Source organism: Halomonas sp. 72 (genome assembly GCF_052379785.1).
Classification (GTDB): Bacteria; Pseudomonadota; Gammaproteobacteria; order Pseudomonadales; family Halomonadaceae; genus Vreelandella; species Vreelandella citrativorans.
This window is the reverse complement of record NZ_JBQSYY010000003.1, coordinates 60,815-82,864: the sequence shown is the minus strand read 5'-3', so window position 1 is coordinate 82,864 and position 22,050 is coordinate 60,815. Positions and strand designations below refer to the sequence as shown.

The window sequence follows — 22,050 nt, the reverse complement described above, 5'->3', positions numbered from 1 at the left end:
CTCCTAACCAATGACGCCGGACATTGCCCAGCCAAGAAGAGTGTCAATCAACCACAGCATCAACCCCACCACGAGAACCGCCACCAGAACAATCGCAGTGGTTTGAATAGTCTCGGGACGGGTCGGCCATACAACGCGCTGAATCTCTTTCTTGGCGCTTACGGCAAGCTCTGTTAAGTCGCGACCTTTAGTAGTGGTAAGTGCGATAAAACCTGCAAGCGCACACAACACCACCACACCTAATACGCGGTAGAGCAAGCCAATATCGGCGAAATAGGTATTACCAACGACAGCAACGACAAGCAGCGCTGCAACCACAGCCCACTTAAGCCCGTCATGGCGCGCCTGCTGCACCTCGGTACCGTGCTTTACAGAACCAGGCTTCATAAAACGAGACTCCTTGGGATGCGGCTACAATAAAGGAATTCTGAAAAAACATGCCAACCTGGGGAAGGTTGGCAGGCCAGGAGGGACTCGAACCCCCAACCTGCGGTTTTGGAGACCGCTGCTCTGCCAATTGAGCCACTGGCCTATCATCGCTGCATAGGATAAGAAAAGCCTACACAACAGCGGGCGCCATGATAGCGGAGAAATAACCACCTGACAACCCCACTCTGCATCGAACACTCAAAATATACAGCGCCCTACGACAGAGACGAACTCAGAAACAAAAAAAGCGAGCTTCGCTCGCTTTTCTCGAAATATGGAGCTCATGGACGGAATTGAACCGTCGACCTCACCCTTACCAAGGGTGTGCTCTACCCCTGAGCTACATGAGCCAAATCACATCAACTGGAGCGGGCGGCGGGAATCGAACCCGCACCATCAGCTTGGAAGGCTGAGGTTCTACCGTTGAACTACGCCCGCGTAACTGCTGCATGGATTACAAGCCGCTGCACGCCGAACGATAGACAATGCCCTCTACCGGCTTTCATCCCACAACACCGACAAACGTCGCTGCTGCTTAAATCTGGTGGAGAGAGAAGGATTCGAACCTTCGAAGCTTTCGCGGCAGATTTACAGTCTGCTCCCTTTGGCCACTCGGGAATCTCTCCAGCGTTGGCGGCACATTATGCCAGCCTCCAAAACACTGTCAAGCTAGATATTTACTTAATTTATCGTAGCTTGCGATGCTAGCGCATCTGTTAGCTGCCTTGGAACGCGCTGCATTCTGTCAAAGCAGCATAGAGAATGCAAGCCCTGCGCGAATTTTTTCTAACGATACAGGCTCAGGCACCCGCGGCGCACCGGCCATTTTTCCTGCTCGTTCAGTGAAGGTAAGCGGAAAACTGGCCTCAAGCCCCCCATACACCATATCAGGCCATACCGCGTGAGGCACTTGTACGCCTCGAGAAACCACGCGTGCATCGCCGCCTGTCAACAGCACGGGTAGCGCAATGCCCTGCTGATCGCACACTTCGCTATAAATACGGTTAATCGCGCTAACAGCCGCCATATAAATCCCGTGATTAACCGCATCGACGGTGCGACGCCCAGGCTCCAGCAAAGCGTCCGCCTCGCTTTCAGGATCAATCGCGACATTGCGGGTACCCAGCTTTAAGCTCTCTTTCATTAGCCGTAACCCTGGGATAATAAAGCCCCCCAGGTGCATACCGCCAGGCAGCACAAAATCAATAGTGATGGCACTACCACAGTCGACCGCACAGCAGCCTCCGGCCAGTTGGTAGCCGGCAAGCGCTCCCATCCATCGGTCGACCCCCAACCGAGCGGGCTCCTCATAGCCGTTAACAACGCCCAACGCCTCAGGTGTTGAGTGCGCCACATAGACATGGCGCACCTTGTGGCGCAGCAGCGTCACCGTCTCCTCCAACACAGCGGCCCGAGCAACGCTTGAAATACGTACGGCCTCAACCACATCAAGGTCTGGAATATCCGCCCCTGGGCGCCACTCTTCGCGCGTCCAGACAGCACCGCGCGAGCGTATTTCACTACTTTCGGCATCCTTGAGCCGCCATTTCGACAAGGTATTACCGATATCTAAATCCAGAATCATAAGCGCCTGCGTACGCTGATCTCACCGCCTGCCAAGCGCCGCGAGTGACCGTTTTCAGTAACCCATAAGTTACCGCTGTTATCGACGTCGCCTGCGATCGCATCGCTGACGCGCTCCCCTTGAATGATACGTACCGGCGCGCCTACATACGCATGGCGCGCATTCCACTCATCGCGCCATGCGGCAAAACCGACGTGTTCAAAATCTGCCAGCATGCTCAGAAGCCCCGCCACAACATCTGACGCCAACTGATTTCGCGTATGCCCGGCATGCACATCAAACAGCGCGGCTACCGGCTGGTCAATGGCGGCGCGCTGAGACTCGGTTAACGACAGGTTCATACCCATGCCAATCACAACCTCGCAAGGCCCCGCCGCATCGCCCGTCACCTCAATCAATATGCCAGCCAGCTTGCCCAGCTCGTCGCCTGCATCCACCATCAGAATATCATTGGGCCATTTTAGCTTAGGCGCAGCGCCTAGTTGCTCAAGCACCTGAGACACAACCACGCCTACCGCAAGACTTAACCCTTCAAGCGAGGCTACCCCCGCGTCAAAGCGCCAGCCCAACGAGAGCATCAAACTTTGCCCCCACGGGGTTGTCCATACTCGCCCACGGCGACCACGACCGGCGGTTTGGAGTTCAACCAGGCACACTTCGCCATGCCCCGCACCCTGATTAAATCGCTGACGCAGATACTCATTGCTTGAAGGCAACTGGTCTTCGACAAATAATCGTGTCAACAAATGGCGTGCCTGAGCAGGCAGGTGCTCAACAATTCGAGCACCTTCCAATGGCTCAAGGCGGTGAGCTAATCGATAGCCCCTCCCTTTGACCGCCACCAATTCCACGCCCAAGGCTTCCAATTTTTTTAGCTGTTTCCATACAGCAGCCCGCGAAACGCCCAGCGTTTCGCCTAATTGTTCACCAGAGTGAACATTGCCATCGCTCAACAAACGCACCAGGTTACCGATGGTCATGTGCTTGCCCCAACTGGGAAAACGCCTATCTTAACGGATGCACGTAGGAGGCGAAAACTGCCGCGTTTGGGTTATTGACTTAACGCTTTATTTGAGACAAGGCTGGTAGTCGACCATACCGAGACCCTATAATGCCGCCCTATTTTCCCAGCAGGATCGCGTCGTGATCGAGAATCTTCGTAACATTGCCATCATCGCCCACGTTGACCACGGCAAAACTACCTTGGTAGACAAGCTGTTAAGTCAATCGGGCACACTAGACCGCAAGGCCGAAGCCCAAGAGCGGGTTATGGACTCCAATGACCAGGAGAAAGAGCGCGGCATTACGATCCTGGCCAAAAACACAGCCATTCAGTGGCAAGATGGCAATGGTACGGGCTACCACATCAACATCGTTGACACCCCTGGGCACGCTGACTTCGGTGGTGAAGTAGAGCGCGTTATGTCCATGGTGGATTCAGTGCTACTGCTGGTTGACGCAGTTGATGGCCCGATGCCGCAAACCCGCTTTGTGACTCAAAAAGCGTTCTCTCAAGGCCTCCAGCCGATCGTCGTGGTGAACAAGATTGACCGCCCTGGCGCACGCCCTGACTGGGTTATCGACCAGATTTTCGATCTGTTTGACAACTTGGGTGCCACCGACGAGCAGCTCGACTTCCCAATCATCTACTGCTCAGCACTCAACGGCATTGCCGGCATGGAGCCTGACGCACTTGCCGAGAACATGGACCCCATGTTCCAGGCGATTGTAGATATCGTTAAGCCGCCGCAAGTTGAAGTCGACGGTCCCTTCCAGATGCAGATTTCCGCACTGGATTACAACAGCTACGTGGGTGTTATCGGTCTTGGCCGCATCAAGCGCGGCAGTGTCAAGCCGGGCCAACAGATCACCGTCATCACCAAGGAAGGCGCTACCCGTAAAGGTAAAGTCGGCCAGGTCATGACGCACATGGGTCTGGAGCGTGTACAAACGACCGAAGCGACCGCAGGTGACATCGTTTGTATCACCGGTATCGAAGATCTGGCGATTTCCGATACGCTGTGCGACAACAGTGCCGTTGAAGCCCTGCCGCCGCTTTCCGTTGATGAGCCAACCGTGTCCATGACCTTCCAGGTCAATGACTCGCCGTTCGCCGGTAAAGAAGGCAAGTACGTCACCAGCCGTAATATCAAGGATCGTCTTGATCAAGAGCTGATTCACAACGTGGCACTGCGTGTTGAACAGGGCGACACCCCTGAAAAATTCAAGGTTTCCGGGCGCGGCGAGCTTCACTTGTCGGTACTGATCGAAACCATGCGTCGTGAAGGCTTTGAGCTGGCCGTTGGCCGTCCCGAAGTTATCATCAAAGAGATCGACGGCGAGAAGCAGGAGCCCTACGAAGAAGTCATCATTGACTGTGAAGAGCAGCATCAGGGCTCGATCATGGAAGAGCTTGGCTATCGTAAGGGTGAACTGACTAACATGAATCCGGATGGTAAAGGCCGTGTTCGCTTGGACTTCATCATTCCTGCACGTGGTTTGATCGGTTTCCGTGGTCAGTTCTTGACCCTGACATCCGGCACCGGCATCTTGACCAGCCGCTTTGACCACTACGGTCCGCTGAAGCCCGATGCGTCTATTGAGCGTCGTAACGGCGTTCTGGTCTCCATGGTAGGCGGTAAAGCGCTGGCCTATGCCCTTTACGCGCTGCAAGAGCGTGGCAAGCTGATCATCGATCACGCTACCGAAGTCTACGAAGGCATGCTGATCGGTATTAACAACCGTGCCAACGACATGGTAGTTAACCCGACCAAGGGTAAAAAGCTCGATAACATGCGCTCCACCGGTAACGATGAAAACATCGTACTGACGCCGCCGATCAAGTTCACGCTGGAACAGGCCATTGAATTCCTGGATTCCGATGAGCTGGTGGAAGTCACGCCGACGCACATCCGCCTGCGTAAGAAGCACCTGACAGAGAACGAGCGTAAGCGCGCTGGCAAGAAATAAGTCAGCTGAGCAAACGCTCAACAAGCTCTAAAGCAAGACCGAAAGCCCGCCACCGTGCGGGCTTCCTTGTATCTGGGGCGCTCTTTGCAAACGTTTGCGCCATTCATTGCCCCGCGGCTACCTCCGCTACTCTTTTTTAAAGCCCCGCCAAGTGCACCAATAAACGCAGCCTAAACGCCAAGGCGCTGGAAAGCGCACGCATTCTACCGCACAGTAGCTTACAACTGGCGACGCCAAAGCTTTCTGCCAAACTGCAATACATACAGGCATTTGGATACCGATCTTTGCCTATCACTTGCACAGGAACACTCTGTACATGAGTGGACACAACGTCTGGACGCACAAGGGTACTTTTTTACTGGCGGCGGTAGGCTCCGCCGTGGGCTTGGGCAATCTTTGGCGTTTCCCGTATTTAACCGGTGAAAACGGTGGCGGGGCGTTTATCCTGGTGTATGCCGCCACCATTTTGGCCGTCGGCACTCCTATCCTGATCGCCGAGACCATGCTGGGCCGCACCAGCCGTCAGAGCCCTATTATGGGCATGCGGCACTTAACCAAAACGCACAAAGCCTCGCGCGCCTGGGAGTTAATCGGCTGGCTGGGCGCGGCTTCGGCTTTTTTGATTTTAAGCTTTTACTCGGTCATCGCTGGCTGGGCACTGCACTACACCGGGCTGATGCTGACCGGCTCGCTTGTGGGTGCCGACGCGCAAACGATGGCGGCGAGTTTTGACGCACTGCTGGCGTCCCCTTCCCTTATGACGCTGTATCACACGCTGTTCATTGCGGCGTCTGCACTCATCGTCAGCATGGGCGTTCACCGAGGAATTGAGACGGGCCTGCGCATTATGATGCCTGCGCTGTTCATTATTCTGACGGTAGTGCTTGCTTACAGCGTGATGAATGGCGATATACATGCGGCGGCGCGCTTTCTGTTGACCTTTAACATCGCGGACCTGAGCCTTGAGGGCTGGCTACAGGCCGTGGGGCAGTCCTTCTTTACGCTAAGCCTGGGGATGGGCGCTATTATGGCCTACGGCGCCTATATGCCCGGCGATGCCTCTCTTACGCGCACCGCCATTGGCGTGGCCGTAGTGGATACGGCGATTGCCATGGTGGCAGGGCTGGCGATTTTCGCGCTGGTATTTGGGGCAGGGCTTGAAACCGGCCAGGGCCCAGGACTGATGTTTGTGACATTGCCACTTGCCTTCGCTGAAATGCCGCTGGGGGCGCTAATCGGCGGCGTCTTCTTTATTTTAGTGCTGGGGGCTGCGATTAGTTCCTCCATCTCGCTTATCGAGCCCGTGGCCGCTTTTCTGGTCGAGCGCTTCAACCTTACCCGACCCCAGGCAGTCATCATCGTGGTGGTGGCGGCTTGGGCAATGGGACTGCTCACCGTCGCAAGCTTTAACATCGGCGCAGAAGACAGCCTTTTCCACCATCTATTTGGCCGCAGCGCCTTTGATGTTATCGAACTATTGACCAATATCTTTATGCCGCTGGGTGGCCTGATGATTGCGCTATTCGCAGGCTGGGTGCTCACTCAAAGCGAAGTGATGAAAGAGCTGGATACTACCCATGCCTGGTTTATTAGCTGGCGGTTTCTAGTGCGTTTTGTTGCCCCTACCGCGGTCGCGTTTGTCTTTTTACGCACTATTCCCCAGGTTGAGGGCTATATGATTCCTGCGCTTGGCGCACTGCTACTGGTCGGCCTCTTTGCGCTTAGCCAACGACGCCAAAAACCGCGCTGACCAGCACCCTACAATAACAATACAGACGATCCAATGGTCGCCTACATCACGAGGGCACTATGCATCCTCTTATTGAAGTACAGCAGGTGAACAAGGCGTTTGGTGGATGACAGGTGATTAACAACTGCTCCATTCGCGTCGAGAAAGGCTCAATTACCGGCATGATCGGCCCTAATGGGGCAGGTAAATCGACCCTGTTTAATCTGATCGCTGGTTCCCTGACGCCGGATAGCGGCCATGTATTTCTCGACGGTGACGATATTACCGCGCTCAGCGCCAACCAACGCTTCCACAAGGGGCTTTTACGCACCTTCCAGATTGCCCATGAATTTAGCCAAATGAGTGCGCTGGAAAATCTGATGATGGTGCCGCCTCATCAGGCGGGAGAACGCTTATTCAACACGTGGTTTAAACCGGCACGGGTGCGTGAAGAAGAAGCGGCGGTCCGAAAACGTGCGCTTGAGGTCATCGAGTTTGTCGGCCTGCACCATGTCCGCAATGAGCTGGCAGGCAACCTGTCTGGCGGGCAAAAAAAGCTGTTAGAGCTTGGCCGCACCATGATGACGGATGCCAAGGTCGTGCTGCTTGATGAAATTGCCGCAGGCGTTAACCGCACCCTGCTGGGCGACTTGATCAGCAATATTGAGCGTTTGAATCGCGAGTTGGGTTACACCTTTTTAGTGATCGAACACGACATGGACATGATTGCCCGGCTATGCGACCCGGTGATTGTCCTGGCTCAAGGGAGCATGATGGTCGAGGGGCATATTCAGGATATTCAAAATAACCCAGAGGTGATTGAAGCTTACTTTGGCACCGACGCTGTCTGATCAAACGCTCCCTATAAACGACAACAAGCCGCTTAAAAGCGATGCAGCGAGATACTTTTGCCATGTCATTAACAACATCAACGACGCCACTGCTTGAGGCACGCAACGTGCACGGTGGTTATGGCGCCATGAACATCCTTAACGGGGTGAACATGTCACTTTATGCCCATGAAGTGGGCGTTATTGTAGGGCCCAACGGCGCTGGCAAGTCGACCATGCTCAAAGCCGTATTTGGACTGTTAAACGTTAGTCAGGGCGACATTCTGCTCAACGGCGAGCCCATTCATAACCTGGCCTCCAATAAACTTGTTGAGCGCGGAATGGGCTTTGTCCCCCAGGAGAAAAACATTTTCCCAAGCCTTACCGTTAAGGAAAACCTGGAGATGGGCGCCTATCTCAAGCCCCACAACGTCAAGCGCATGCTGGAGCAGGTATACGCGTTTTTCCCGCCATTGGTAGAGAAGCGCCATCAGCCCGCCGGTGGGCCGCAACGGTAGTGGCTAATGCGCGCCTTATTGATCATATTATTTGTCGCTCCCAGTGAGATAGCCCGTCCTGCGCAAGCGCAGAAACTTCCTCTAATTTGGAACCACAACGTTAAAAATACAAGCAACACTTTCTAACGCTACTTTGATGGTTTATCGACTACGCGCTGCATCTATAACCAGCGTAACAGGCGTTAAAGCACCGCCATCTGTAAGAGCAGTACGCACAGCATTAGCCAACCCAGCCACCGCCTGCATCCTTTACTCATGGCGGCTATTACCCACCCGCTGGTCTTGTTGTTTACGCTGTCGATTACGGCGGTACACGCGCACCAGCGCAATACTTAGCGCCGCGGCTAACATGAAGCCCAAGGTGAGTCCTTGCCAGGGCCGTGCCGCACTTTCCAATAGCGTCTCCAGCGTGATGATAACGATCAGGCCCAACGCCTGAGAACCAATAGCCAGCGCGCGCAGCACGTCAAAGGCGGGTTGTGACATAGTCAGACTCCGTAATTTTCAACTCACGTGGTATGGTCTCGTAGTGTACCTGCTTATCGGAAAGACCATGAATGCCATTGCCCTTGGGCCGCTATTGATTTCATTACCCAGGTTATACGCCATCGGCTGTGCGCTGCTGGTGCTACTGTCGGCGCGTTACTTACTGCGCTTACCACCGCCACTGTTAAATCGCTGGTTCACCGGGCTAATCCTTGCCTGGTTAATCGGGGCGCGTATCGCGCACATTACGCTTCACCTGGAGAGCTATAGTGCCAATCCGCTTGATGCACTTAAAGTCTGGCAACCGGGATACCACGGCATCGGCGGATTATTGACCGGCTTGCTATGGTCCGCTTGGACGCTTCGCAAGCGGCTTTCAGCGTTACTTGGGAGCACCGTCATTCTGCTCTGCGCCTCGGGTCTATGGCTTATGCTGGTATCCCTGTCGCCCTTGGGTAGCGCATCTGCCGTCAGCCAATTACCCGAAATCCACCTGGAAAACGTAGACGGCGCCGACGTGTACCTGCCCGACCTGGCAGACGGCAGCGACCGGGTGATTGTTAACCTCTGGGCCACCTGGTGCCCACCCTGCCGACGCGAAATGCCATTACTCGAAGAGGCTGCCCAGCGCGAAGGCGTAAGCGTCGCGGTCGTTAACCAAGGGGAAGATTTGTTGCCTATCGTGCGTTATTTGGACGCAGAAGGGTTGGATTTTACCCATGCACTGCGCGACCCAGGCCAAACGCTGATGGCCCTGTTTGAAGCGCCCGGGCTACCCACTACAGTGCTTTTTGATGGCCAGGGCACTACCTTGGATATCCACGTTGGCGAGCTTACCCGTGCCCATCTTGAACACTGGTTGGAAGATTGACGCCGATACACCTTAATCCCCCGGCGCCTTTGCGTTAGAATCCCCCGCCCTACCGCTGCTGATGGCGTGCCCTCGGCAGCGTATGACCCGTTTTTGTAGACTTCCCCGAGGCATCATGAGCGATTTTTCACCCGGCCAGCGCTGGATTAGCGACGGCGAAGCCGAGCTTGGGCTTGGCACCGTGCTTAACTGCGACTTCCGTAGCGTTACCATCTTGTTCAGTGCCAGCCAGGAAACCCGAACCTATAACACGCGCCAGGCGCCGTTGACCCGCGTGATGTTCGGCAGCGGCGATCGGGTACTGTCGGCCGATGGCTGGCAGATGATCGTTGATGACAGCAAAGAGTCTCACGGCCTGATTACCTATATCGGTGAGGACAGCGAAGGCACGCCGCGCGAACTTCCCGAAGCCAAGCTGGCTGACACCATGCAGTTTGATCAGGCACGTGATCGCCTGCTGACAGGCCAGGTAGACCGCAACGACTGGTTTGATCTGCGCTTTCGGACGCTGCACCATCACCAGCGCATCGAGCAGCACAACGCCCTGGGCTTTGCCGGGCCGCGCATCGATTTGATTCCGCACCAGCTGTATATCGCCGACGAAGTTGCTCGCCGTCATGCACCGCGCGTGCTTCTGGCGGATGAAGTAGGCCTGGGGAAAACCATTGAAGCCGGACTGATTCTGCACCGCCTGCTGCTGACCGGCCGTATTGAGCGGGCGCTTATATTGGTGCCCGACAGCCTGACCCACCAGTGGCTGGTGGAGCTTCTGCGCCGCTTCTCGCTGAATGTCAGCCTGCTTGATGAGCATCAAAGCCAGGCCCATGGCAGCGCCAACCCGTTTGAGAGCGCCCAGCTAGTGCTGGCAAGCCAGGGCTGGCTGTTTGCCAACATTCATCGCCAGGACCAGGCGCTAGCCAGCCGTTTTGACCTGCTGATTGTCGATGAAGCTCACCACCTGGACTGGAGCGCCGAGGGTAGCGGCCCAGGTTATCAATGTGTTGAGCAGCTCGCTGCTGAAATTCCTGGCCTGCTGCTGTTAACGGCCACACCTGAGCAAATGGGTATTGAAAGCCACTTTGCCCGCCTACGCCTGCTGGACGCCGAACGCTATCACGACCTGGAGCGCTTCAAAGACGAAGAGCGCCACTACACCGCTGTCGCCAGCGCCATTGACGCTTTAGATGAATTGCCTGCCACGCCGGATGCCCGTGCCCGAATAGATGCCGTCGCCGACGACCGCGACAGCCAGGCGCTGCTGGCAACGCTGTGTAACGCTGAAGCCAGCACAGAGCAGCACGATGCGGCCCGTCATCAACTGCGTGACGCCTTGCTTGACCGCCATGGCACGGGGCGGGTGATGTTCCGCAATAGCCGCCGTCATGTTGGCGGCTTTCCCGAGCGTCGCCTGCACCTCTCCTCGCTTGAGCTACCCTCCGCGTATCGCCGCGTGCTGCGCCGCCTGGAGCGTGATGACGACTACCTGGACGAGCTGCTGATCGAAACCGGCATGGATCATCCGGATGTCTTGATCTATCCGGATGCCATGTACCGTGAGCTCAGCAACGATCCGCTCAACGGTGAAGCCTGGTGGCATATCGACCCACGGGTTAACTGGCTGCTGGATAAGCTCAGCGACGATAGCGAAACAGGCTTTGCCAACGACAAAGTACTGGTCATTGCCCACCATCGTGAAACCGCCGAGGGGCTGGCTGAAGGGCTGCGCGTGCTGGGCGGCTATCAGGCGCCGGTCTTCCATGAAGGGCTTTCACTGGTTGAGCGTGACCGCGCCGCCGCCGCTTTTGCCGATGAAGAAGAGGGCGTGCAGGTACTCGTCTGCTCGGAGATTGGCTCAGAGGGGCGCAACTTCCAGTTCTGCCGCCACTTGGTCATGTTCGATATGCCCCAGCACCCTGACCAACTGGAGCAGCGCATTGGCCGTCTGGACCGTATCGGCCAGAAGCACGCCATTGAGCTTCACGTGCCCAGCTTTATTGGCAGCCCCGGCGAGCGGCTGCTGCGCTGGTATAACGAAGGCATGGATGCGTTCAGTGCCCCCCATGGCATCGGCAGCGACCTCTACGAGGCCTTTGGCGATGCACTTGCCGATGCGCTTCTCGACGATGAAACGCTGGACGAAATCATCGTTGAAACACGGGAAATGTTTACCGCCAAGCTGGCCGAACGCGATGCCGGGCGCAACCGCCTGCTGGAACTTAACGCCTGTCGGCCAGCACGCGCCCAAGAGGTGATTAGCGCTGTACGCGAGTTGGATGAAGATACCGCGCTCCCACGTTATGTAGAGCGCGCGCTGGACGTATTTGGCGTGGACAGCCAGGAGATCGGCAAAGGGCTTCTTCACTTGCAGCCCAGCCAGCATATGCTGGACGGACTGCCTGGCCTGGTGAAAGGCGAAGAGGGCTTTACTGCGACCTATAGCCGTGCCCAAGCGCTTGCGCGGGATGATATTCAACGCCTTTCGTGGGAGCATCCGCTGCTGCGCGAAATGATGGAGCGTATTCTGGACGGCACCATGGGCAACACGGCCCTGGCACTGCTGCGTCACACGGCCATCCCCAGTGGGCGGCTAATGGCAGAGCTTGTCTTCCGCACCCACTGCCCGGCGCCGAAGTCACTGCACCTTAACCGCTTCTTGCCGCCCACCGCCGTACGCGTTCTGCTGGATGAATCAGGTGCCAACCTGACCAGCAAAATCTCGTTCACGGGGCTTGGCAAAAACCTGCAAAAGGTCAATAAATCGCTAGCGCGGGATTTAATTAAAAGCCGCCACGATCAGTTGCGTGAGCTGCTTATTCAGGGTGAAGGCGAGGCAGAACGTGAGCTGCCCAGTATTGTAGAGGCCGCTGAAACGCGCATGCGCGCCCAGTTGGATGCCGAGCTTGCCCGCCTAACAGCGCTAGCCGAGCATAACCCCTCGGTACGCGCTGAAGAGCTGGATGCCCTGAAGCAGGAGCGCCAGGCGCTGAGCGAGGCGATAGAAAATACTCGCCTGCGGCTGGACTCCGTTCGGGTCGTGATTACCGTTGACCCCAACGCCTAAGCGCTCAATCTCGCCTTAATATCTCGGCCAGCGCCTTATCGAGTGTCGGGTACTGAAATTCAAACCCCGCCTCGATAAGGCGCGCCGGGCGCATGTCAGCCCCGGTTAGCAGCAGCCGAGACATTTCCCCCAGGCCTGCTTTTAACACAAAGGCAGGCACGGGGAGTATGGCCGGGCGGTTAAGCCGTTTGGCTAGCGTTTTGGAAAACTCGGCATTAGTGGCTGGGTGCGGCGCACTGCCGTTAAAGGCGCCATTAAGGTCCTCTTTTTCCAGCAGGAACACAATCGCGTCCACCAGATCCTCGCGATGAATCCAAGGCATATACTGCTCACCACTGCCAAAACGTCCGCCTAGCCCCAGCTTAAACGGCGGCAGCATTTTCTGGAGTGCTCCACCTCCTGCATCCAGCACCAGCCCCGTTCGCAGAAGCGCCAAACGTACGCCGAGCGCTTCAACAGGCTTTGCGGCGGCTTCCCACTTAACGCATAGCCGGTGGGCAAATTCATCGTGCGCGGTAGTGTCTTCGGTAACGACACGCCTACCTTGATCACCGTAGTAGCCCATGGCCGAGCCACTTACCATCACCTTAGGCAAGGGCTGCCCATTGGCCTGAAGCTCTTCACATAGCGTAACGAGCTGGTGAGTCATGTGGGTGCGTGACTGAATAAGCGTCTCTTTCTGCGCATCACTCCACCGTTTAGCAGCAATCGGCTCACCGGCGAGGTTAACGATTGCCTCGGGCGGCGCCGCTAAAAAATCAAGCACGCTGGCGCGAATATCGCACTCGCGAGGCAACCGCTTACGCGCTTTCTGCGGGTCTCTTGATACCACTTGTACGGCATGTCCTTGGCCTTGCAGCTTTTCGCAAAGGCGTTTTCCGACAAAACCGCTGCCTCCGGTGACTAATATACGCATGGTGTTGCTCCTGTTGTGACGCCGCGCAAATACGCGCTAGCCACGCGCTTGCTTCTTCACCAGGCATAGCAGGCCATTCCCAGCACGGCAAACACTCAGGTTGGCTTACTACTCACTAATGTAGCGTTAAGTACACTACCTATACACTAACCGCACCTAAACATTCCCAAGGATAGCTTTGGTAGTATCTATGTAGAAGTTGATAGCAATATAACCCTTGGCTATAGAAGCATAACAAGTAAGCTACCCCAGTAACATCACACACTTAGGCCCGACGTGACGTTTCACCAAGACCTCCTGTACAGACAAAGGTTGTACCTGATAGCGACAAGTTGTACAAAGAGAGCTACGATAGCGCGTTATTTTTATGTGTATTCAAGCGACACAACATGGATTGTGAATCATTTTTGCCCCAGAGAATGCAAATAGCCTTTTGTATCCTGCGGCTTCAGACGACCAAGAGGCACAGGCGCCCATGAGTATCAAGGCGACCCACCCACCCGATACCCCGCTCTATCCGATCCGGGAAGTCTCCCGTTTAACGGGTGTGAATTCGGTCACCCTGCGCGCCTGGGAGCGTCGCTACGGTTTGATTCGCCCTAAACGTACACCTAAAGGGCATCGCTTATACGCCCAGGATGATATCACCCGCATTGAACGTATTTTGCAGTGGCTCAACCGAGGCGTTCCCGTTAGCCAAGTCGTTGACCTGCTTGACCAGCCAGAAACGGTAGAAACCCCCGCGCCCAATGCCGGCGATTGGATTAGCCAGCGTCAGCAGCTGCAGGTGGCGATAGAAGCGCTCGACTTACCCAGGCTTGAGACGCTTTATTATCAGAGCCTGGCCCTGTACCCGCTAAGCACAGCAGTAAGCGAGCTCTGGCAGCCGGTCATCCTGGCACTGGAAGCCAAGTGGACGATTCAGCCAGACATTTTGGCACGACGGACACTTGAAGCCTTTTTACGTAGTCAAGTGGGCACACGCCTTCATTACGCGAACCAGGCCACGCGTGGGCCTTTACTGCTGCTGGCTGCCATGCCCGACGACCAAGGCCCTCTATGGGTATTGATCGTCGCCTTGATGGCCAGCGAGCAGGGTTACCGTATACAGATGTTTGATCACACGCTGCCTCTTGAAGCATTGCCCCAAGCGGTGACTCGGCTACATGCCTCAATGGTGCTGCTAACGAGCGGCCAGCGAGAAAGCGATAGCTATATTCATACGGTACTACCCAATGCAGCCGAGGCGCTTAGCGTTCCACTGGGTATCTGCGGTGAAGTCGCCCGGCTGCGTGATAGCGAGCTGCGTGATAGCCCCGTGCATACGCTAGGTGATGAGCTCCCCCAAGCCATTGCACGCCTGCGCCCACTGCTACGTGAGTCTGGCGTTTTATAGACCATTTAACCCCTTGTGCCAGCGATGGGCTTTAAATGTCGTTAGATGAGTGGCCGCACGGAGATGGTTTTTGAAATGGTTTTTCACCGCGCCGGAGGCAACATGGACGTTCAATTAGTTTGGTTACGTAGCGATCTGCGCATTCATGACAACACAGCCTTGGCTGCTGCGGCGACTAAAGGCCCGGTGATTGCCGTCTTTCTTCGCAGCGTGGCCCAGTGGCAATCCCACGACCATGGTGCTAACAAGATCGACTTTTGGGCGCGCGGTGTAGCGGCCGTTAAAGATGCCCTTCACGGGCTTAACATTCCTCTCTTGCACCGCGACATCGGCCACTATCGAGAGGCGCCCAAGGCGCTCCTCGACATTGCCCGCGAGTACTCGGTTAAACAGCTACACTTTAACTACCAATACCCGTTAAACGAACAGCAGCGCGATAACGCGGTGTTGGGCGCCTTTAAAGAAGCTGGTATTACCGCTCATGGGTATCATGACAGCGTGGCGTTCGCGCCCGGCACGCTGCTAACCGGCAAAGGCGACTATTACGGTGTTTTTACGCCTTTTTCCAAGGCCTGGCATAAGCAGATCAGTGCTGAACAGCTGGCTTTACGCGATACGCCAGAACCTCAACAGCGTTTACCGATTAAAAGCGATACATTACCAGGTCTCCCCAGGCTCGATGACACACCGGTCGATCATCAACAATGGCCTGCTGGAGCGGAAATAGCAGGCGATTACCTGGCACGGTTTTTACGTTTTCGTGGCCGCCACTACCGCCAGCAACGCGACATTCCAAATGTATGCGGCACCAGCGAGCTTTCACCCTACCTCGCACTGGGGATGATATCGCACCGCCAGTGCATGCAAGCGGTGATGAGCGAGAACAGCGGACACTTGGCCGATGGCGATGCCGGGCTTACCACATGGGTCAACGAGCTTATCTGGCGCGAGTTTTATCAGCACGTTGCGGTAGGCTTTCCTGAGGTATGCCGCCATCAACCGTTCCAGAAGCATACCCAACAGCTTGCCTGGCGCGATGATGACGCAGGTTTTAACGCCTGGTGCGAAGGGCGCACAGGCTACCCACTGGTGGATGCCGCGATGCGCCAGTTGGTCGCCACGGGATGGATGCATAACCGACTACGCATGGTGACAGCGATGTTTTTGAGCAAGCATTTGCTGATCGATTGGCGACGCGGCGAGGCGTTTTTTATGCGCCACCTGGTAGACGGTGAGTTTTGCGCTAATAACGGTGGCTGGCAATGGGCGGCGTCAACAGGCACCGACTCAGCACCTTATTTTCGAATCTTTAACCCTACCACCCAATCCAAACGCTTTGACCCAGACGGGGAGTTTATTGCTCGCTGGCTCCCTGAGCTTGGCACATTGCCAGCCAAGGCACGTCATGCGCCGCCGCACGATATGCTTACCCAATTGGATTACCCTGAGCCCATCGTTGAGCATAAGGCAGCTCGTCAGCGGGCGTTAGATGCCTTTAAAGCCCTTTCCAAATCGCCAGGCGGCTAGACCGCGGCCGCTTCAAGGAGTGGCGATGCCCAGCGCTGTTCCAGCTCAGCGGCAGGCATCGGCCTGGCGAAATAGAAGCCTTGCACGATAGTGCAGCCCGCATCCACCAGAAACAGGCACTGCTCCAGGGTTTCGACCCCTTCGGCGACGACGTCAAGCCCCATACCTTCGGCCATCGCGAGCACCGCCTTGACGATAGCGGCGTCCGCTTTGCTATTGGGTAGCTCTCGGATAAACGCACGATCCAGCTTGATTTTATCGACCGGCAGCCGCTTAAGATAACCAAGCGACGAGTAGCCGGTTCCGAAGTCATCAATGGCAATGGCATATCCCTGCTCACTTAGCGTTTTTAATCGAGGCCCCATATCGCCTGCGCGTTCATCCAGCAGTACCGACTCGGTTAGCTCCAGGCCAATCTGCGAAGGTTCCAGCTGGTAGCGCTTTAAGCAGGTGTTTAGCTGCGTCTCTAAATCGCCCTGGAAAAGCTGCAACGCGGAAATATTGACCCAGATGGTCAACCCTGACATGCCGCTGTGTTGCCAATGGGCCTGCTGGGCGCAAGCCTTTTCAATCACCCAGCTTCCCAGTTCTGCCATTAACCCATGGCGTTCGGCCAAGGGGATAAAATCGCCCGGTGAAATCATGCCATCCAAGGGATGGCGCCAGCGTAATAGCGCCTCCATCCCCAACAACTCACCGGTGCCGGGGTGGTGCTGGGTTTGGTAATGTAGCTCAAGTTGATCACCAGATATCAGCGCGGCACGCAGGTCACTGACCAGAGCAAGCTGTGGGTTATCCTGCTTATCCAGCGCCGGGCGAAAACGCAGGCTATGGTTACGGCCTAATCGTTTGGCACTATAAAGTGCCGACTCCAAACGCTGAAAAAGCACCCCCGAATCACGCCCATCTTCTGGAGCACGGCAGCTGCCAATGGTAACGCCCAAACGCAGCAGGTGATCACTCACTTCAAAAGGCCGACACATATGCTCACGCAGTGATACAATCCATGGGTCGTGATCATCAAACGTGGTGGTACGGATAACCATGAATTCATCACCGCCCAAACGCCCGACCACGCTACCCGCGACATAGCCTGCAAGCCGCTGGGCAAAACACGCCAGCAGGCGGTCGCCTTGCTCGATGCCCAGGCTGTCGTTAACCGACTTCAAACCATCGATATCGATCAGAGCAATATCTAAACTCTCGCCTGCGCGTAAATGGCGCAAGCGAGATGTCATTAAGTCGTGCAGGCGGCGACGGTTGGGCAAGCCGGTTAGTGGGTCTTCGTATCCAATCCGCCGCAAATCATGTTCGCGGGCTTTTTGCACTGAGATATCGGTGAACAGGCTAATAAAGTGGCTAATATTGCCCTGTTTATCGGTAACCGCGCGTACTTTTAACCATTCAGGATACTCATCGCCGTGTTTGCGGCGATTCCACATTTCCCCTTCCCAGCGTCCCGTCGCTTTTAGCGTGCTCCAAAAGTTTTGATAAAACACTTTATCGTGACGAGGAGCGGCCAGTGTTTCCAGCTTGCGGCCCACTATTTCCTGGCTGTTATAGCCGGTAATTTCTGTAAAGGCTGGATTAACGGCCATGATCCGATTATCGGCATCACAGACCACTATCGCATCGCTTGCCAGGTTAATTGCGCTTTGGGACAGTTGATAACGCTGGCGCTGCTGACGCACTTGGCACCACATATCCCACAACCCAAAAATAACCAGGCTCGCAGCTACCATGCGTAACATCGCATCGGTTAACCAGATACAAGCTGGCAGCGCCGCTAATGCTACCCAAACCAACGGTCGATTAAGAGAAATTGGTAGCCACATGGCGGTTCGCTATATCCTGTCACTAAAAACTAACACTAATTAAATAAACATAATTTTCTAGCAGCATACCCATCCTGTCCTGGACCAAAGGCTTGAATAACGCATATAACGTTAATAAGCCGTTTATCCAGGCCAACTTACTGATGCCGATGGGGCGTAAAAGCTTACCTTAAAACCTCTATTACTTAATAAAAAAACGTTCGATGTACGCGATAGGTAGTGACTTACGTGCATTCGTCTGTTTCGGGAAGTAGACTAGCTAGACCTTGCGGGCCGTGTCTCGACACTGCATTTCCGTGCTATGCTCCGGTGCTACACCTCAGCTATAGGTGCCGCACGCGGCCAACAATCATTTTGAAACTCGGAACGATTCAGTGACCAAGCAACATTCCTTTGATCGCGAAGAACTGCTGGCCTGCTCACGCGGCGAGCTATTTGGACCCGGTAACGCGCAGCTTCCGGCTCCCAACATGCTAATGCTCGACCGTATCGCACACATTCATGAAGAAGGCGGTGAGTACGGCAAAGGCGAGCTGATCGCCGAGCTGGATATCTCTCCTGACCTGTGGTTTTTTGACTGCCACTTTCCAGGTGATCCGGTGATGCCCGGCTGCCTGGGCCTGGATGCCATGTGGCAGTTAGTGGGTTTCTACCTGGGTTGGCTGGGTCACCCAGGGCGCGGACGCGCACTTGGCTGTGGCGAGGTAAAATTCAGTGGCCAGATCATGCCAGATGCGAAAAAAGTAACTTACCGCATTAATATAAAGCGTATTATTACCCGTCGACTTATTTTGGGCATTGCTGACGGCACCGTTTCCGTCGACGGACGCGATATATACCAGGCTAATGATTTACGCGTTGGCCTATTCACCTCTACTGCGAATTTCTAACAGGAGGCTCCCATGCGACGAGTGGTAGTCACCGGCCTTGGCATTGTGTCGTGCTTAGGCAACGACCAGCAACAGGTCCTGGACGCTCTCCAAAACGGGCGCAGCGGTATTCGTTTTAAGGAAGAGTACGCTGAACGTGGCTTTCGTAGCCATGTTGCGGGCAGTGTCGATATCGATCTGGACCCCCTTATCGACCGTAAACTGCGCCGCTTTATGGGCGATGCTGCAGCGTATGCCTATGTATCCATGGCTCAGGCCATTGAAGACTCAGGGCTTTCCGAAGAACAGGTTTCCAACGAACGTACCGGCCTTATTGCAGGCTCCGGCGGCGCTTCTAGTGCTAATCAGGTCGAAGCGGCTGACGCCATGCGTGAGAAAGGCTTGCGCCGCGTTGGCCCTTACCGCGTTACCCGCACAATGGGCAGCACGGTCTCAGCCTGTTTAGCAACTCCGTTTAAAATCAAAGGCGTAAACTACTCAATCTCATCTGCCTGTGCCACCTCGGCACACTGTATCGGCAGCGCGATGGAGCAGATTCAGCTCGGCAAGCAGGACGTGGTTTTTGCCGGCGGCGGTGAAGAGGAGCACTGGACCCTCTCGTGCCTGTTTGATGCCATGGGAGCGCTCTCTACCCATTACAACGATACGCCTGAAAAAGCCTCGCGCCCCTACGACCAAGCGCGCGATGGCTTTGTTATCGCTGGCGGCGGTGGCATGCTGGTATTAGAAGAGCTGGAGCATGCCAAGGCCCGCGGCGCTAAAATATATGGCGAGCTGGTAGGCTATGGCGCCACCTCTGACGGCCATGACATGGTCGCGCCTTCCGGCGAAGGCGCGGTGCGCTGCATGCATCAGGCAATGGCGACCGTGGAAGGCGATATTGACTACATCAATACTCACGGCACCTCAACGTCTGTTGGCGATGTAGCTGAGCTAAAAGCGGTACGTGCCGTGTTTGGCAACTCCACGCCTGCGATGAGCTCAACCAAGTCGCTGACGGGCCACTCTCTGGGCGCTACCGGTGTTCAGGAAGCCATCTACTCACTGCTGATGATGCAACACAACTTTGTTGCCGCCTCTGCCAATGTTGAACACCTCGACGAGCAGGCAGACGGCTTTGATATTGTGACAACACGGCGTGACGATGTGGCGCTTGAACGCATCCTGTCGAATAGTTTTGGTTTTGGCGGCACTAATGCCTGCCTGGTCTTCCAGCGCTATAACGGCTGAGCAATGCCTTAATGGCTGACGAGTTGTTGCAGTAATAAAACGGCGCCTTATCAAGGCGCCGTTTTTGCTGTTAGCGTTTGTCGCTATTCATGGCGAGCTACCCGCCCTTTATCGGCTCAAGGTCTTTGGCTAGTCGACGGGCGCGGCACCTCTGAAATCTCCTGCAACTGCGCCTCTATCCAGGCTTCAACGTCGGCCAGTACCTCATCAGGTGTGCGCCCTTCGGTCTCAATTGGCGGACCAATGCGTACCCGCAGCACCCCAGGCTGCTTCACCCAGTGGCGCCCAGGCCAGCGTTCGCCTGCGTTATGTGCGATTGGTAGCACCGGCACACCCGCGCGGCAAGCCACCACGCTGCCGCTCTTGTTATAGCGCTTACGCACACCGGGGTCGACTCGCGTTCCTTCCGGGAAAATCAGCACTGAAAGACCCGTTCCTAGCCGCTCCACACCTTGCGTCAGCACCTGTTTCAAGGCACGCGCGGGCTTGGAACGGTCCAGGCTAATCGGTTTTAGCAGGCGCAATCCCCAGCCAAAAATCGGGATATGCAGAAGCTCCTGCTTAAGCACCGTGCATACCGGCGGCTTCATGACTTGAAGAAAAACCGTTTCCCACTCGCACTGATGGTTCGCCTGAATCACACAAGGCCCATCCGGAATACGCTCGCGCCCCTGAATATCGTAGCGAACCCCACAGGCTAGTTGAAACCAGGCCACTAAAAAGTGGTTATACAGGTTCAACAGCCGGTAGCGGCCTGCCAACGGTAAAAAAGGGGCGATGGGTAGAAACAGCACGCCAATAATCAGCATGGCAAGAAAGTACCCGGCATAAAACACCAGGCTACGAACCACATTGGTCAAACGGACTCTCCTGTACTAGCGTCTTGCTGGCCATCACGCGTTAAACACCAGGCATCCAGCATACGCCCCACCTCTAGCCGCCACGGCTTTTGATGCACACCAAAGACATCCAGCACCCGGCGACAATTTAAAACACGCCGCAGTTTTGCATCGTGATGATGATTAAGGGCCGTGACTTCGCCAAGCTCAATTTGCTCACCACGGCCTTCCAGATGCGTTGCCAACTGAGTACGCACCATGGAGCTAAACGTAAACACACTGACAGGTTCAGTGCCTGCCAAATGGTAGGCCCCCCACGCGTTGGCGCCACACGCCTGCTGCTGAAGCATGCCTACCAGTGCCATAGCGACCGCATCGGCTGACGTTGGGCAACACACGACATCTTCTGCGGCCCGCACACTTTGCCCTGTCACCAGGCTATCCAGCATTTCATTCAACCAGGCGTGGCTACCTTCAAGCGCAAACAAGGGACCCAGACGAATGATCAGATGGTGATGGTGCTCGGCCCGAATACGGTCACCCGTGGCAACCAGACGCCGCAAACACTCATCACGCGGAGTCGGTACTACGTGCTCGTCGATAGGCTCATCAAAGCCATCCTCATAGAGCTGGTCTGAAACACACCACACCAGCGGCACCGACTGCGCAAGACATGCCTCCAGGCAGCTGTCAACCGCGTCGGCATGTGCGCCTACCTCGGCGGGTGTCATGTTCAGCGGCTGCGCCAGCGCTGGAATAACCACCGCATCCGGGGCAATCTCGTGTAACTGCGCCGCCGTTATGGTGGTGTCCTGCTCAATCACCAGCTCCATATCCGCACGACGGCTTACTTCCCGGGCCAGTGCCAAACTTAAGCAGTGCCCGGAATTCAGTATTAGCAGTTTCAAGACAGACCCCTTCTATCAACGAACATAGCG

Annotated in this window: 17 protein-coding genes, 4 tRNA genes and 1 pseudogene; 10 read left to right on the top strand and 12 right to left on the bottom strand. The window is 55.7% G+C overall.

Annotated elements, in window-relative coordinates; all coding sequences use genetic code 11:
* Positions 1–3 precede the first annotated feature (3 nt).
* The 7 genes from secE to ACT3T6_RS04185 all read right to left on the bottom strand — a co-directional run bounded on the left by secE (position 4) and on the right by ACT3T6_RS04185 (position 2,994).
* Positions 4–387 (bottom strand): preprotein translocase subunit SecE, encoded by a 384-nt coding sequence (secE, locus tag ACT3T6_RS04215; protein ID WP_193053652.1) that lies wholly within the window; start codon positions 385–387, stop codon positions 4–6.
* Positions 388–456: 69 nt separating this feature from the next.
* Positions 457–532, bottom strand: a tRNA-Trp gene (locus ACT3T6_RS04210).
* A gap of 172 nt (positions 533–704) precedes the next feature.
* Positions 705–779 (bottom strand) — tRNA-Thr (locus ACT3T6_RS04205).
* Between the two features lie 14 nt (positions 780–793).
* Positions 794–867, bottom strand: a tRNA-Gly gene (locus tag ACT3T6_RS04200).
* A gap of 104 nt (positions 868–971) precedes the next feature.
* Positions 972–1,055 (bottom strand) — tRNA-Tyr (locus ACT3T6_RS04195).
* Positions 1,056–1,174: 119 nt separating this feature from the next.
* Positions 1,175–2,014 carry a type III pantothenate kinase gene (locus tag ACT3T6_RS04190; protein WP_193053653.1) on the bottom strand — a complete coding sequence of 280 codons (840 nt, stop codon included), beginning with the start codon at positions 2,012–2,014 and terminating at the stop codon, positions 1,175–1,177.
* The gene (locus tag ACT3T6_RS04185; protein WP_172117725.1) at positions 2,011–2,994 is read right to left on the bottom strand and encodes a biotin--[acetyl-CoA-carboxylase] ligase; all 984 of its coding nucleotides are present in this window, start codon (positions 2,992–2,994) and stop codon (positions 2,011–2,013) included. The genes ACT3T6_RS04190 and ACT3T6_RS04185 overlap by 4 nt, the downstream gene beginning before the upstream one ends.
* A 163-nt stretch (positions 2,995–3,157) precedes the next feature.
* On the opposite strand from ACT3T6_RS04185, the gene typA reads away from it, so the two are divergent.
* The 4 genes and pseudogenes from typA to ACT3T6_RS04165 form a co-directional block, all read left to right on the top strand.
* Complete coding sequence (gene typA / locus ACT3T6_RS04180) at positions 3,158–4,984, top strand: translational GTPase TypA (protein WP_193053654.1); 1,827 nt, start codon at positions 3,158–3,160, stop codon at positions 4,982–4,984.
* A 316-nt stretch (positions 4,985–5,300) separates the two neighbouring features.
* The gene (locus ACT3T6_RS04175; RefSeq protein ID WP_193053655.1) at positions 5,301–6,734 is read left to right on the top strand and encodes a sodium-dependent transporter; all 1,434 of its coding nucleotides are present in this window, start codon (positions 5,301–5,303) and stop codon (positions 6,732–6,734) included.
* Positions 6,735–6,847: 113 nt separating this feature from the next.
* Positions 6,848–7,564, top strand: coding sequence for an ABC transporter ATP-binding protein (locus tag ACT3T6_RS04170; RefSeq protein ID WP_287077452.1), 717 nt, complete (start codon positions 6,848–6,850; stop codon positions 7,562–7,564).
* A 62-nt stretch (positions 7,565–7,626) separates the two neighbouring features.
* A pseudogene (locus tag ACT3T6_RS04165) lies at positions 7,627–8,046 on the top strand (ATP-binding cassette domain-containing protein); the annotation flags it as partial.
* A gap of 264 nt (positions 8,047–8,310) precedes the next feature.
* Here ACT3T6_RS04165 and ACT3T6_RS04160 read toward each other — a convergent pair.
* Positions 8,311–8,547, bottom strand: coding sequence for a hypothetical protein (locus tag ACT3T6_RS04160; protein ID WP_193053656.1), 237 nt, complete (start codon positions 8,545–8,547; stop codon positions 8,311–8,313).
* Positions 8,548–8,614: 67 nt separating this feature from the next.
* Here ACT3T6_RS04160 and ACT3T6_RS04155 point away from each other — a divergent pair, with 67 nt between their 5' ends.
* Both ACT3T6_RS04155 and rapA read left to right on the top strand, forming a co-directional pair.
* The gene (locus tag ACT3T6_RS04155; protein WP_172117734.1) at positions 8,615–9,418 is read left to right on the top strand and encodes a TlpA disulfide reductase family protein; all 804 of its coding nucleotides are present in this window, start codon (positions 8,615–8,617) and stop codon (positions 9,416–9,418) included.
* A gap of 115 nt (positions 9,419–9,533) precedes the next feature.
* Positions 9,534–12,479, top strand: a complete 2,946-nt coding sequence (gene rapA, locus ACT3T6_RS04150; protein WP_193053657.1) for an RNA polymerase-associated protein RapA — start codon at positions 9,534–9,536, stop codon at positions 12,477–12,479.
* Between the two features lie 4 nt (positions 12,480–12,483).
* Here the strand turns inward: rapA and ACT3T6_RS04145 are convergent, their stop codons facing one another.
* On the bottom strand, positions 12,484–13,395 hold the full coding sequence (locus tag ACT3T6_RS04145) for a TIGR01777 family oxidoreductase (protein WP_193053658.1): 912 nt from the start codon (positions 13,393–13,395) through the stop codon (positions 12,484–12,486).
* A gap of 475 nt (positions 13,396–13,870) precedes the next feature.
* Between ACT3T6_RS04145 and ACT3T6_RS04140 the strand changes: the two genes are divergently transcribed.
* Positions 13,871–14,791 carry a MerR family transcriptional regulator gene (locus tag ACT3T6_RS04140; RefSeq protein WP_193053659.1) on the top strand — a complete coding sequence of 307 codons (921 nt, stop codon included), beginning with the start codon at positions 13,871–13,873 and terminating at the stop codon, positions 14,789–14,791.
* 102 nt (positions 14,792–14,893) lie between these two features.
* Complete coding sequence (gene phrB, locus ACT3T6_RS04135; protein ID WP_193053660.1) at positions 14,894–16,318, top strand: deoxyribodipyrimidine photo-lyase; 1,425 nt, start codon at positions 14,894–14,896, stop codon at positions 16,316–16,318.
* Here phrB and ACT3T6_RS04130 read toward each other — a convergent pair.
* Positions 16,315–18,153 carry a putative bifunctional diguanylate cyclase/phosphodiesterase gene (locus tag ACT3T6_RS04130; protein ID WP_193053661.1) on the bottom strand — a complete coding sequence of 613 codons (1,839 nt, stop codon included), beginning with the start codon at positions 18,151–18,153 and terminating at the stop codon, positions 16,315–16,317. The genes phrB and ACT3T6_RS04130 overlap by 4 nt on opposite strands.
* A 374-nt stretch (positions 18,154–18,527) precedes the next feature.
* Between ACT3T6_RS04130 and fabA the strand changes: the two genes are divergently transcribed.
* Both fabA and fabB read left to right on the top strand, forming a co-directional pair.
* Positions 18,528–19,043 carry a 3-hydroxyacyl-[acyl-carrier-protein] dehydratase FabA gene (fabA, locus tag ACT3T6_RS04125; protein WP_172117740.1) on the top strand — a complete coding sequence of 172 codons (516 nt, stop codon included), beginning with the start codon at positions 18,528–18,530 and terminating at the stop codon, positions 19,041–19,043.
* A gap of 12 nt (positions 19,044–19,055) precedes the next feature.
* Positions 19,056–20,273: a beta-ketoacyl-ACP synthase I gene (gene fabB, locus ACT3T6_RS04120; RefSeq protein ID WP_193053662.1), complete on the top strand. Its 1,218-nt coding sequence runs from the start codon at positions 19,056–19,058 to the stop codon at positions 20,271–20,273.
* Positions 20,274–20,389: 116 nt separating this feature from the next.
* Here the strand turns inward: fabB and ACT3T6_RS04115 are convergent, their stop codons facing one another.
* Both ACT3T6_RS04115 and ACT3T6_RS04110 read right to left on the bottom strand, forming a co-directional pair.
* Positions 20,390–21,133: a lysophospholipid acyltransferase family protein gene (locus ACT3T6_RS04115; RefSeq protein WP_172117742.1), complete on the bottom strand. Its 744-nt coding sequence runs from the start codon at positions 21,131–21,133 to the stop codon at positions 20,390–20,392.
* Positions 21,130–22,020 carry a sugar nucleotide-binding protein gene (locus ACT3T6_RS04110; RefSeq protein WP_193053663.1) on the bottom strand — a complete coding sequence of 297 codons (891 nt, stop codon included), beginning with the start codon at positions 22,018–22,020 and terminating at the stop codon, positions 21,130–21,132. The genes ACT3T6_RS04115 and ACT3T6_RS04110 overlap by 4 nt, the downstream gene beginning before the upstream one ends.
* Positions 22,021–22,050: the final 30 nt, after the last annotated feature.